This window comes from Pseudomonas sp. GW823-FHT02F05 (genome assembly GCF_058797315.1).
Window position 1 is genome coordinate 77,724 of sequence record NZ_JBXAJM010000018.1, and the last position, 12,510, is coordinate 90,233.

General features: G+C 61.6%; 13 protein-coding genes. 7 read left to right on the top strand and 6 right to left on the bottom strand.

Going from position 1 to position 12,510, the window contains the following annotated elements; all coding sequences use genetic code 11:
• Positions 1-115 precede the first annotated feature (115 nt).
• Both AC1RAC_RS21030 and desA read right to left on the bottom strand, forming a co-directional pair.
• Positions 116-1,117 carry a GGDEF domain-containing protein gene (locus AC1RAC_RS21030; RefSeq protein WP_072445739.1) on the bottom strand — a complete coding sequence of 334 codons (1,002 nt, stop codon included), beginning with the start codon at positions 1,115-1,117 and terminating at the stop codon, positions 116-118.
• Positions 1,118-1,305: 188 nt separating this feature from the next.
• Positions 1,306-2,490, bottom strand: coding sequence for a delta-9 fatty acid desaturase DesA (gene desA, locus AC1RAC_RS21035; RefSeq protein WP_032894197.1), 1,185 nt, complete (start codon positions 2,488-2,490; stop codon positions 1,306-1,308).
• Positions 2,491-2,656: 166 nt separating this feature from the next.
• Here desA and dibA point away from each other — a divergent pair, with 166 nt between their 5' ends.
• From dibA to AC1RAC_RS21065, 6 genes are all read left to right on the top strand, one after another.
• Positions 2,657-4,573, top strand: a complete 1,917-nt coding sequence (gene dibA, locus AC1RAC_RS21040; protein WP_492616955.1) for a phosphodiesterase DibA — start codon at positions 2,657-2,659, stop codon at positions 4,571-4,573.
• 296 nt (positions 4,574-4,869) lie between these two features.
• Positions 4,870-5,052, top strand: coding sequence for a sulfur starvation response protein OscA (oscA, locus tag AC1RAC_RS21045; RefSeq protein ID WP_003170956.1), 183 nt, complete (start codon positions 4,870-4,872; stop codon positions 5,050-5,052).
• 64 nt (positions 5,053-5,116) lie between these two features.
• On the top strand, positions 5,117-6,127 hold the full coding sequence (locus AC1RAC_RS21050) for a sulfate ABC transporter substrate-binding protein (RefSeq protein WP_072445741.1): 1,011 nt from the start codon (positions 5,117-5,119) through the stop codon (positions 6,125-6,127).
• A 194-nt stretch (positions 6,128-6,321) separates the two neighbouring features.
• A complete protein-coding gene (cysT, locus tag AC1RAC_RS21055; protein WP_032894195.1) occupies positions 6,322-7,140 on the top strand; it encodes a sulfate ABC transporter permease subunit CysT in 819 nt (272 codons plus the stop codon).
• Positions 7,141-7,153: 13 nt separating this feature from the next.
• Positions 7,154-8,026 (top strand): sulfate ABC transporter permease subunit CysW, encoded by an 873-nt coding sequence (cysW, locus tag AC1RAC_RS21060; protein WP_054920357.1) that lies wholly within the window; start codon positions 7,154-7,156, stop codon positions 8,024-8,026.
• A gap of 3 nt (positions 8,027-8,029) precedes the next feature.
• A complete protein-coding gene (locus AC1RAC_RS21065; RefSeq protein ID WP_034125451.1) occupies positions 8,030-8,998 on the top strand; it encodes a sulfate/molybdate ABC transporter ATP-binding protein in 969 nt (322 codons plus the stop codon).
• 56 nt (positions 8,999-9,054) lie between these two features.
• On the opposite strand, the gene AC1RAC_RS21070 is transcribed toward AC1RAC_RS21065, so the two are convergent.
• A complete protein-coding gene (locus AC1RAC_RS21070; protein WP_054896689.1) occupies positions 9,055-9,624 on the bottom strand; it encodes an Mpo1 family 2-hydroxy fatty acid dioxygenase in 570 nt (189 codons plus the stop codon).
• 83 nt (positions 9,625-9,707) lie between these two features.
• Between AC1RAC_RS21070 and AC1RAC_RS21075 the strand changes: the two genes are divergently transcribed.
• Positions 9,708-10,394: a Crp/Fnr family transcriptional regulator gene (locus AC1RAC_RS21075; protein ID WP_072445742.1), complete on the top strand. Its 687-nt coding sequence runs from the start codon at positions 9,708-9,710 to the stop codon at positions 10,392-10,394.
• Here AC1RAC_RS21075 and uraH read toward each other — a convergent pair.
• The 3 genes from uraH to AC1RAC_RS21090 form a co-directional block, all read right to left on the bottom strand.
• Positions 10,389-10,799 carry a hydroxyisourate hydrolase gene (uraH, locus tag AC1RAC_RS21080; protein WP_014716425.1) on the bottom strand — a complete coding sequence of 137 codons (411 nt, stop codon included), beginning with the start codon at positions 10,797-10,799 and terminating at the stop codon, positions 10,389-10,391. The two genes, AC1RAC_RS21075 and uraH, sit on opposite strands and share 6 nt — an antisense overlap.
• A 27-nt stretch (positions 10,800-10,826) precedes the next feature.
• Positions 10,827-11,300, bottom strand: coding sequence for a GlcG/HbpS family heme-binding protein (locus tag AC1RAC_RS21085; protein WP_034125453.1), 474 nt, complete (start codon positions 11,298-11,300; stop codon positions 10,827-10,829).
• A 195-nt stretch (positions 11,301-11,495) separates the two neighbouring features.
• The gene (locus AC1RAC_RS21090) at positions 11,496-12,500 is read right to left on the bottom strand and encodes an AraC family transcriptional regulator (RefSeq protein ID WP_034125454.1); all 1,005 of its coding nucleotides are present in this window, start codon (positions 12,498-12,500) and stop codon (positions 11,496-11,498) included.
• Positions 12,501-12,510 lie beyond the last annotated feature (10 nt).

A 12,510-nucleotide genomic window follows, 5' to 3' on the forward strand; every position in this document is an offset into this window, starting at 1 on the left:
GAGCTTGCTCGCGAAAAACGTCAACGATGACGCGGGCTTCCTGGATAAACGCGGCGCCTGTGAGTTTTTCGCGAGCAAGCTCGCTCCTACAAAAAGGCATAAATGCCAAGCGGTGTTACCCGGCGATAACACGGTTCTTGCCTTGGCGTTTTGCCTCGTACATTGCCGCATCCGCCCGAGCAAACAGGCTGTCGAGGGTGGAGTCGTCTTCGCGCAGGCCGGCCAGGCCCTGGCTGACGGTCACATTGAATTCATGCCCATCGTAGCTGAACACCAACGCCTGGATTTCCTTGCCCAACCGCTCGGCCACCTGCAGGGCCATCTCCGGTGGGCAACCCGGCAGGACGGCGGCGAATTCTTCGCCGCCAATGCGCCCGAACAGGTCGCCACGGCGCAATACCCCGCGACCGCTCTCAGCGATGCGCCGCAGCACCTGGTCGCCCTCCAGGTGGCCGTAGGTGTCGTTGATGTCTTTGAAATCATCGATGTCCAGCAACAGGAACGCCAGCGGGGTGCCCTGCACGCAGGCGTTGTCGAAGGCCTGGTTGGCGAGTTCGAAGAAGTGTCGGCGGTTGCTGCTTTGGGTCAGTACGTCGGTGGTGGCGAGGCGATGGAGTTCCAGCTCAAGTTGCTTCTTTTCGGTGATGTCTTCGGCGATGCCCACCACGATCAGCGCTTCACCGGGCACAACCTGCTGGTTGATGTAGCACTTGTCACTCAACCAGCGGATCTGACCGTCAGCGGTGATGATGCGGTACTCGCGGTCCTCCACGGCGCCCTGTTCCAGCACACGGGCCAGGCTGTGTTCGGCGTAGTCGAGGTCTTCGGGGTGGACGCTGTTGCGCCATTCACGGTGGTCGGCCAGCAGCAGGCCGGCGGAGCGGCCAAACAGGCGCTCGTACGCCGGGCTCACATACAGCACACGGCGTGTTTCCCAATCGATGGCCCACAGCACGGCGTTCACGCTGACCAGCAGGGAACTGAGCAGTTGCTCACGCTCACTCAGCCGCTCGACTTCACCTTGAGCATGCATAAGCGCCAACAGGGTCGCCGCCGCGGCCGGGCGCGGCGGCTCTGCGGTGGGCACATCGGGCAGGCTGGGCTTTTCGTGAACCATCGGTACAACTCTCTCTGGGCGCGCCGCAGGGTGCAAAAGCGGTCACTACAAGGGGTCACCATGATGGCGAAGTGTTCTTTGAGAGAGGGGAATTGCGGTGAAGTTCCGTGATCAGCATGCATTGTCGGTGCCCGGAAAATGGCGCCAAAAAGCCAGTGCGTGGGAGGGCGAACCCTCCCACGGCGCCCTCACGCCGCTGTAGGACGCAACGAGTAAGTCTTCAACTGGTGGGCAAAATCGCGCAGGGATTGGATGCCACTGGCCTCGGCTTCATGCACCCATTCCTTGATCGCAGCCAGCATGTCGTGGCCGTTGGAACTGGTCTTGAGCCAGATCTGCTGCAGCGCCAGGCGCTTCTCGTAGATCACCGTGAGGGCATGGCTGTGTTCCAGCATGCTCTGGATGCGCAAGTGGTGGCGGTCTTCCAGCAAGCTGGTTTCCCGCGACAGCAGGCGCTTGGCGCGGTGGAACTGGTGGCGCACCGAATGATCGACCTTCTCCAGCTCCTGCTTGACCAGCGGGCCAATCACCAACTTGCGGTATTGGGCCATGATCTGGAAGCGGTTGTTGAGGATCGCCATGGCGGTGTCCATGTCCAGGCTGCCCTTGCCTTCGACGCGGTGGGCGATGGGGGCCACGCGCTGCACCTTGGCCAGGCGCAGGAAGCTGAACACTTTTATCCAGGCCCAACCCAGGTCGAACTCCCACTTCTTCACCGACAGCTTGGCGGAGTTGGGGTAAGTGTGGTGGTTGTTGTGCAGCTCTTCGCCGCCGACGATGATGCCCCACGGCACCAGGTTGGTGGCGGCGTCACGGCATTCGAAGTTGCGATAGCCCACGGCATGCCCCAGGCCATTGATCACGCCTGCGGCCCAGAACGGAATCCACATCATCTGGATCGCCCAGATGGTGATACCGATGGTGCCGAACAGCAGCAGGTCGATTACGCCCATGAGCGCCACGCCCAGCAGCGGGTAGCGCGTGTAAAGCTTGCGTTCGATCCAGTCGTCCGGGCAGTTTTTGCCGTAGATACGCAGGGTCTCGGGGTTTTCCGCCTCGGCGCGGTACAGCTCGGCACCTTTGCGCAGCACGGTGGACAAGCCCTTGATCACCGGGCTGTGCGGGTCATCGACGGTTTCGCACTTGGCGTGGTGCTTGCGGTGGATGGCGGTCCATTCGCGGGTGTTCTGCGCCGTGGTCAGCCACAGCCAGAAGCGGAAGAAGTGTTTAAGGCCGGCATTGAGCTCGAGCGAGCGATGGGCCGAATAACGGTGCAGATAGACAGTGACCCCAATAATGGTCACGTGGGTCATCAACAGCGTGACTGCCACCAGTTGCCAGGCGGACAGATCAAGAAAACCGTTGTACCACATAGGCTGTATGGCCCTCAGATAAAGAAAAAAACAGCACCCGCATTATCACTTCCTTTGCAGATAAAACCAGTCACCGTTTCAGATAAGACTTACAAAGTGTTTCCTACTCTATAATCCTGATCCTTTGTAGGGCGATTCTGGTTATTTAGTAAGGATTACTAAGCATATGCTGTTTTCATACCGAGGTGCCCTACGTGCGGGGTTGGTGTACCTGCTGGTTTCTATCGTTTGGCTCCAGCTCAGCAATTACCTATTAATCAACTTTATCGATGAACCTTGGGCGCTGGGGCGCTGGCTGCAGGCGCGCGGTTATGTGTGGGTCAGCCTCAGCGCCTTGGTCATCTACTGGATAGGCCGGCGTTTTGCCCGTGCCCATGCGTTGCAACAACCCCTGAAAGAGAACCGCGAGCGCCTGCGCCAGGCCGCTGCGGTGTTCGATTGCACCCGCGAAGGGGTGCTGGTCACCGATACCCAAGGGCTGATCGTGCACGTTAACCGCGCTTTCATGGAGATCACCGGCTACCAGTGCGAGGACGTCATGGGCCAACGGCCAAGCCTGTTCAAGTCCGGGCGCCACTCGGCGCATTTCTACCAGCAAATGTTCCAGGCCCTGGAAAGCACCGGCGAATGGAGCGGCGAAATCTGGAACCGCCGTAAAAGCGGCGAGGTGTACCCCCAGTGGCAAACCATCCGGGTGATTCACGATGACCAAGGCAAGGTCAGCCACTACGTGGCGGTGTTTTCGGACATCAGCGCCATGAAGAACTCCGAGCACGAGTTGGCGCACCTTGCCCATCACGACCCGCTCACCGATCTGCCCAACCGCCTGCTGTTCACCGATCGCGCCGAGCAGGCCCTGGCCTCCGCGCAGGTGCATAAACGTGGCTGCGCCCTGCTGTTGATGGACCTGGACCACTTCAAGATCATCAACGACAGCCTCGGCCATAACGTTGGCGATCAGTTGCTCAAACTGGTGGCCGAACGCCTGAGCGGCCTGTTTGGGCCGGGGGTTACCCTGGCGCGCCTGGGGGGCGACGAATTTGCCGTGCTGGCAGAAAGCTGCCCGCAGGTGGTGCAAGCGGCGGCCTTGGCGCAGCGCATGCTCAACGCCATGAAGGATCCGTTCATTTTTGACGGCAACCAGCTGTTTATCAGCGCCAGTATCGGTATCAGCCTGTTCCCCAGTGACGCCCTGAGCGCCGAGCAACTGCTGCGCAACGCCGATTCCGCGTTGTTCAAGGCCAAGAGCGCCGGGCGCGAAGGCTACGCGTTGTATACCGAAGAACTGACCGCCCACGCCCAGCATCGGGTGGAAATCGCTGGCGAGCTGCGTCGCGCCCTCGACCAACATGAGCTGCGCGTCTATTACCAGCCGGTGCACGACCTGCATGACAGCCGTTTGGTCGGCGTTGAAGCACTGGTGCGCTGGCAGCACCCGGAGCGCGGCCTGGTACCCCCGGGCGAGTTCATCCCCATCGCCGAACGCACCGGGCTGATTGCCGAGATCGATGCGTGGGTGATGGACCAGGCCTGCCGCCAAATGTGCCAGTGGCTGGCCGACGGCGTGCCGCTGAGCTTTATCGCAATCAATGTCTCCAGCCGCCTGTTTGCCCGGCGCGAGCTGTATGAGCAAGTGGCCCAAGTGCTGCACACCACTGGGCTGGATCCGGCCTTCCTGGAGCTGGAGGTCACCGAGAGCGCAGTGATGGACGACCCGGAAGTCGCACTGGAGCAACTGCACCGCCTGCGCGAACTGGGCCTGCGCCTGGCGATCGACGACTTTGGCACCGGCTATTCCTCGTTGTTGCGCCTCAAACGCCTGCCGGTGCAGAAGCTCAAGATCGACCAGGGCTTTGTGGCGGGCTTGCCGTGGGACGAAGACGACGCCGCGATTGTGCGCGTGGTGATCGCCCTGGCCAAAAGCATGGGCATGCAGGTGCACGCCGAAGGGATCGAGCAGGTGGAACAGGCGCGGTTCCTGCTGGATCAGGAATGCGACATGGGCCAGGGGTACTGGTTTGGACGGCCCATGCCGGCCCAGGAGATTGATTGGACGCGGGCACCTCTGATCCGCCAGGACTGACTCGGTAAATGTGGGAGCCGGGCCTGCCCGCGAAGGCGGTGTGTCAGTCACTGCATGTGTTACTGCACCACCGCTTTCGCAGGCAAGCCAGCTCCCACAGGGGGCTGCGGCGCCTGTGCGTGGGAGTTTTTTCTGTGGAAACCCTCGCAACCCCATGCCCTATCAGAAAATTCTTTCTGGTTATATAAACATTCTTAAATAGTATTTTTAAGAATATCCGCGCTTATCTACTATCGCCCTCACGCCGCAAGCAGTGCCGCCACTGCCAGGCACTACTCATTTTCAGGAGCGAGACCATGAGCGCATCTCTACGTAGCGTTGACGGCCAGGACGAAGCAGCCATTTTGCGTGAAATCCAGAGCGCCCTGCGCGACCTGCGGTTTGGCGCGGTGGAAATCACCGTACACAACGCCCAAGTGGTACAGATCGAACGCAAGGAAAAATTCCGTCTGCAGAACCCCGGTAACAAACCGAGCTGAGCAAGAACGGCGATAGACCCGCAATTACAAGAAAAGCCAACACTCAAGAATTTCAGGAGCTTCTATGACGTCGATTCGCCGTTATGCCTTGGCCGCATTGGCCAGTGCCGTGTTTGCCGGTTCCGCCGTTGCCAAGGACTACGAGTTGCTCAACGTCTCGTACGACCCCACCCGTGAGCTGTACCAGGATTACAACGCTGAATTCACCAGCTTCTGGAAACAGTCCCACCCCGGCGACAACGTCAAGATCCAGCAGTCCCACGGTGGCTCAGGCAAGCAAGGCCGGGCGGTGATCGATGGGCTGCGTGCCGACGTCGTCACCCTGGCCCTGGCCGGTGACATCGACGAAATCGCCAAGCTGGGCAAGACCCTGCCGGAGAACTGGCAGACCCGCCTGCCGGACGCCAGCACGCCCTACACCTCCACCATTGTGTTCCTGGTGCGCAAGGGCAATCCCAAGGGCATCAAGGACTGGGGCGACCTGATCAAAAAAGACGTGTCGGTGATCACGCCCAACCCGAAAACCTCCGGCGGTGCACGCTGGAACTTCCTTGCCGCCTGGGCCTACGGCCTCAAGGCCGGCGGCAGCGAAGCCAAGGCCCAGGAATACGTCAAGGAGCTGTTCAAGCACGTCCCGATACTGGACACCGGCGCACGCGGTTCTACCATTACCTTCGTCAACAACGGCCAGGGTGACGTGCTGCTGGCGTGGGAAAACGAGGCGTTCCTGGCCTTGAAGGAAGACGGCGGCGCCGACAAGTTCGACATCGTCGTGCCGTCCCTGTCGATCCTGGCAGAACCGCCTGTGGCCGTGGTCGACAAGAACGCCGAGAAAAAGGGCAACACCGAGATCGCCACGGCGTACCTCAACCACCTGTACAGCCCGGCGGGCCAGGAGATTGCGGCGAAGAACTTCTACCGTCCACGGGATGAAAAAGTCGCCGCCAAATACGCCCAGCAGTTCCCGAAACTGGACCTGGTGACTATCGACAAAGACTTCGGCGGCTGGAAAACTGCCCAACCGAAATTCTTCAATGATGGTGGTGTGTTCGACCAGATCTACACGGCGCAATAATCAACACCGACTATTGCGCGGGGCTTGTTGTGGCGAGGGAGCTTGCTCCCGCTGGAGTGCGAAGCACTCCCAAAACCGGTACTCACGGTACATCGTGGTTGCCTGGTTCTGGGGCCGCTTCGCAGCCCAGCGGGAGCAAGCTCCCTCGCCACAGTGGGCCGCACGCATATCCGTTCCGCTAACCAAGGACTCTTATGTCGCGTCGTATCTCCCCCGTCATACCCGGCTTCGGGCTGACGCTGGGCTACACCGTCGTGTACCTCAGCCTGATCGTACTCATCCCGCTGGCGGCGATGTTTGTACACGCCGCTCAACTCACCTGGGATCAGTTCTGGAACATCATTTCCGCACCTCGTGTACTGGCGGCCTTGAAGCTGAGCTTCAGCACCGCGCTGTACGCCGCACTCATCAACGGTGTGATTGGCACTTTGCTGGCCTGGGTGCTGGTGCGCTACACCTTCCCCGGGCGCAAGGTCATCGACGCGATGATCGACCTGCCGTTCGCCCTGCCCACTGCCGTCGCCGGTATTGCGCTGACCGCGCTGTACGCACCCAACGGCCTGGTTGGCCAGTTTGCCACCGACCTGGGGTTCAAAATCGCCTACACCCCCCTGGGTATCACCCTGGCGCTGACCTTCGTCACGTTGCCCTTCGTGGTGCGCACGGTGCAGCCGGTACTGGCCGATATCCCCCGGGAAATCGAAGAGGCCGCTGCCTGCCTCGGCGCCAAGCCGTTGCAAGTGTTCCGCTACATCCTAGTGCCGGCATTGCTGCCCGCCTGGCTGACCGGCTTCGCCCTGGCCTTTGCCCGAGGCGTGGGTGAGTACGGTTCGGTGATCTTCATCGCCGGCAACATGCCGATGAAAACCGAAATCCTGCCCTTGCTGATCATGGTCAAGCTCGACCAATACGACTACCGCGGCGCCACCTCCATTGGTGTGCTGATGCTGGTGGTGTCCTTTGTCTTGCTGCTGCTGATCAACCTGTTGCAGCGGCGCATCGAACGTCCATAAGGAGGCGCGGAACATGTCCCAATCGTCTATTTCCGCCGCGTCCTCGGCCAACGCCGCCCGCCGTGGCAGCGCGACCTCGCGACGTATCCTGATCGGCCTTGGCTGGCTGGTATTCGTGCTGTTCCTGCTGCTGCCATTGCTGGTGGTGGTGTCCCAGGGCTTGAAGAACGGCCTCGGCACGTTCTTCAGCGCAATCCTTGAACCCGACGCGCTGTCGGCGCTGAAACTCACGGTGATCGCCGTGCTGATTTCGGTGCCGCTCAACCTGGTGTTCGGCGTCAGCGCCGCCTGGTGCGTGAGCAAGTACTCGTTCCGTGGCAAGAGCATCCTGGTCACGCTGATCGACCTGCCGTTCTCGGTGTCGCCGGTGATCGCAGGCCTGGTGTACGTGTTGATGTTCGGCGCCCAGGGCTTCTTCGGGCCGTGGCTGCAAGACCACGACATCCAGATCGTGTTCGCCCTGCCGGGCATCGTGCTGGCGACCATCTTCGTCACCGTGCCGTTCGTGGCCCGTGAGCTGATCCCGCTGATGCAGGAGCAGGGCACCCAGGAAGAAGAAGCCGCACGCCTGCTGGGCGCCAATGGCTGGCAGATGTTCTGGCATGTCACCGTGCCGAACATCAAGTGGGGCCTGATCTACGGCGTGGTGCTGTGTACGGCGCGAGCCATGGGTGAGTTCGGCGCAGTGTCGGTGGTGTCCGGCCACATTCGCGGCGTCACCAACACGCTGCCGCTGCATGTCGAGATTCTCTACAACGAATACAACCACGTTGCCGCGTTTGCGGTGGCCAGCCTGTTGCTGATCCTGGCGCTCTTCATCCTGCTGCTCAAGCAGTGGAGCGAGAACCGAATCAACCGCCTGCGCAACAGCGCGGGTGAGGAATAAGTCATGTCGATCGAAGTCCGTAATGTCAGCAAGAACTTCAACGCCTTCAAGGCCCTGGACAGCATCAACCTGGATATCCAGAGTGGCGAGCTGGTGGCGTTGCTGGGCCCGTCCGGCTGCGGCAAGACCACGCTGCTGCGCATCATTGCCGGCCTGGAAACCCCGGATACCGGCAGTATTGTGTTCCACGGCGAAGACGTCTCCGGCCACGATGTGCGTGATCGCAACGTGGGCTTTGTGTTCCAGCACTACGCGCTGTTCCGCCACATGACCGTGTTCGACAACGTCGCTTTCGGCCTGCGCATGAAGCCGAAAAACCAACGCCCCACCGAAAGCCAGATCGCCAGCAAGGTTCACGAGCTGCTGAACATGGTGCAGCTTGATTGGTTGTCGGACCGTTACCCGGAACAACTCTCCGGTGGCCAGCGCCAGCGTATCGCCCTGGCCCGCGCCCTGGCGGTGGAGCCCAAGGTGTTGCTGCTCGACGAACCCTTCGGCGCCCTCGACGCCAAGGTGCGTAAAGAACTGCGCCGCTGGCTGGCGCGCCTGCACGAAGACATCAACCTGACCTCGGTCTTCGTGACCCACGACCAGGAGGAGGCCATGGAAGTCGCCGACCGTATCGTGGTGATGAACAAGGGCGTGATCGAGCAGATCGGTTCACCGGGCGACGTCTACGAAAACCCGGCCAGCGATTTTGTGTACCACTTCCTGGGGGACTCCAACCGCCTGCATTTGGGCGAAGACAAGCACCTGCTGTTCCGCCCCCACGAAGTGTCGCTGTCACGCCATGAACTGGAAGATCACCATGCGGCGCAAGTGCGGGATATTCGGCCGTTGGGCGCGACCACTCGCGTGACCTTGAAGGTTGAAGGCCAGAGTGAATTGATCGAGGCCGAAGTGGTGAAAGACCATGACAGCCTCACCGGCCTGGCGCGGGGCGAGACCCTGTTCTTCAAACCCAAAACCTGAGCCTCACGTGATCGTTCCCACGCTCTGCGTGGGAACGCCTCTGGTGACGCTCTGCGTCACGCTTTTGGACGCGGAGCGTCCTGGCCTGCATTCCCACGCAGAGCATGGGAACGATCAAGACCGCGGCGCGCCACCGGCCCAGAGCGCTCTTCAATCTGGCGCTTGAGGTCCTGCCGCAACCCCAGCAAAAACGCCAACTCCGCCACCACAAACAACGGCCCCACGATCAGCCCGGACACATCGTCCACAAACGCAGGCTTCCTGCCTTCGTAGTAATGCCCGATGAACTGAATCACCCAGCCCACCACAAACATCCCCACGCCGCTGCTCAGCCACACCGCCGTGCTTTGCGCCGCCAGCACATGCCCGGCCCACACCGACAAGCCCATCAGCATAGTCATCAACACGCCCAGGGCCAGTTCCAGGCGCAGATAAAACCACGCCGAAAACAGCGCCAACAGCACCGCAGGTGATAGCCACAGCCCGCCCACCGACCATTCGGGGCGCGACAGCAGCACGGCTACGGCCACCACAATCAACGGAATACCGATGAAGTGGCTGGCGATGTTGCGTGGGTCGCGGTGGTACGCGGCGTATTGACTGAGGTGGTCGACGAGGCTTTTCATTGTTGTTCCTCCTGTAGGATGTTTGATCATGCCCTGTCAGTCGGTGCCTAACTGTCAACTGGGCGACAATCTTCGGAGTTCGCATGGACACAGGGACATGGCACGCGCAATTGGCTCGCGGTCATTGGTTCAGCCATTTGCCGCCTGACTTGCAGCGTAGCCTGCTGGAGGCGGCGCGGTTGCGTGTGCTGACGGCGGGGCAGTACCTGTTCAAGCGCGGTGACCCGCCGTGCGGCGTGTATGCGGTGCTGGAAGGCACGGTGCGCATCAGTGCGGTCAGTGCTCAGGGCAAGGAAGCGGTGTTGAGCCTGGTGGAAACGCCCTACTGGTTCGGCGAGATCTGCCTGTTCGACAACCTGCCGCGCACCCACGATGCCATGGCCACGGGTGCTTGCAGGCTGCTGCAGGTGCCGCAGGCGGCGATGCTCGGCATTCTCGAGCAGCATCCGCTGTTCTGGCGGGAGATGGCGCTGTTGATGAGCCATAAACTACGGCTGTCGTTGATCAATATCGAACAGACAAGCCTGATGCCCGCCTCAGAGCGGCTGGCCCATCGGTTGCTGATGATTGCCCAAGGCTACGGCGAAGTGGATCATGCGCGCCGCGTGCTGCAACTGCCCCAGGAGGATCTGGCGGCGATGCTGGGCCTGTCGCGCCAGACCATCAACAGTCTGCTCAAGGCGCTGGAGCAACAGGGCATTATCGGCTTGAGTTACGGTGCCATCGAGATACGCGACCTCAATGGGCTGCGGCTGGCCGCGGGCCTATGAACCGCGATAGGTAGAGAAACCGTAAGGGCTGAGCAACAGCGGGATGTGGTAGTGCTGGTCGGCCTGCTTGACCTGGAATATCACCGGTACCTCAGGGAAAAACGTCTCGCGGTTAGCCTTCTTGTAGTAATCGCCGGTCTTGAACACCACGCGGTACTCGCCCGGCTGCATGCTGCGGTTGGCCGGGAACAGCTCGGCGATGCGGCCTTGCTGGTTGGTCACACCTTCAGACAGCGACTGCCATTTATCGCCCACGTGCTGTTCCAGGGTCACGTTGACACCGGCGCTTGGCAGGCCGTTTTCCAGGTTGAGTACGTGCACGCTCAGGGGGTTGCCGTCGGCCAGGGCCAGGTTGCACAGGCCACTCAGGCTCAGTGCGGCAAGGGTCATGCTCAAGGTTTTCATCGCGAAGTCCTTTTGAAGGAAGTGGAATCAAGGGGTGATTTTCAAGCCCAGTTGCTCGGCGGCCTGCACGGCGCAGGCTTCATCCTGCGCGGCGCCACCGGCACCGGCGATGCCGAGGGCACCGACCAGTTCTGCGTCGGCAAACAGCGGCACGCCACCGCCGAGCAACAGCAGCTCGGGCAAGCTGTTGAGGTTGGCGGCCTCGGGGTTATTACGCGCCCGTTCGGCAAACAGCCGGGTCGGGGTTTTTGTCGACAGCGCCGTGTACGCCTTGCGTTGGCTGGCGAGGCTGTTGTGCGGGCCGACACCGTCAGCGCGCAGGCCCAGCAACAGGTTGCCACCGCGGTCGAGTACGGTCAGCGCAGCGGTGCAGTGGGCCAGGCTGGCGTCGGCCAGTTGGCGAGCGGTGTGCAGATCCAGCTCGGCATGGCGTGGTAATTGTGGCGCCGCCTGGGCGACGGTGGCCACGGCGAGGCTCAGGAACAAGGCAGTGCGGTACATAGTGAGGGCTCCAGAAAGCAGGCCGTCACGGTAACCAGCGGACGCGGACAAAAGCCGCACAATTGGATGACAGGTTTGTAATCAAACTCAGGGATTTGTGGTGTTTGTACTGGCCTCATCGCAGGCAAGCCAGCTCCCACATGATGTGAACCCCATTCCCCTGTGGGAGCTGGTTTGCCTGCGATGAGGCTCTTACTACTGCAATCCGTCGCGAAACTGCCCCGGCGTCATCCCCGTCCAGCGCTTGAACGCACGATTGAAACTGCTGGTATCGGCAAACCCCAGCAAATGGCTGATCTCGGCCAATGAGCACTGCGGGTCGCGCAGGTGCAATAACGCCAGGTTTTGCCGACACTCATTGAGCAAGGCGTCAAACCGACACCCTTCATCGGCCAGATGCCGCTGCAAGCTGCGCAGGCTCAAATGCAGCGCTTGAGCAATGTGTTCGGCGCTTGGCTCGCCGTCTGGCAATTGCGCCTCGATGGCGGCGCGCACCTTGCGTTCCCAGGTCAGCGGTTGCAGTTGGGCGAGGGTGCGCTTGAGCACGGTTTCGTTGTGTTCGGCCAGCTCCGGGTTGGCGTCGTCCAGATGGCTGTCGAAGTCGCTGGCGGCGAATTCCAGGCGGTCTTCGTCGGCGGCAAACCGTACCGGCGCGCGAAATACCCTGTGCCACGGCTCGGGGTCGGCGGGTTCCGGGCGCCGCAGGTAAACGGCCAACGGCGCATAGTCGCGACCCAGGCGGTTGCGACACGTGCGCACGTAGATCGCCGCAAAGGCATCAATCGCTTCCGGCGCGGGCGCAGGGCTGCCTGGGGGTTGGAGCAGGCGAAAACGGTAGACGTCGCCGTGGCGGCTCAGCTCCAGGTCCAAGGCATCACTGACCACCTGGTGATAGCGCACGATGCGCTCGAACACCTCGCGCAAGCTGCCGCTGGCCACCAATGCGTAACCCAGCGCATGAAAGGTGGTGGGGCTGACAAACCGCGACACCCGCAGCCCAATCGCCGGGTCGCCACTGGCCTGTACCGCCAGCGCCCATAGGCGCGTGGTGGCCGACAACCGGTAGCGGGCGTTGGGGTCGTCCATCTGCTGCGGGTCGAGCCCGGCCTCGGCGCACAGCGCGGCGCTGTCGAGGCCCAGGGCGTCGAGCTGCTTGCGCAGGGCACGGGTCCAGCTGGCGAGGGAAGTGGGTTCGGTCATGGCAATTGGC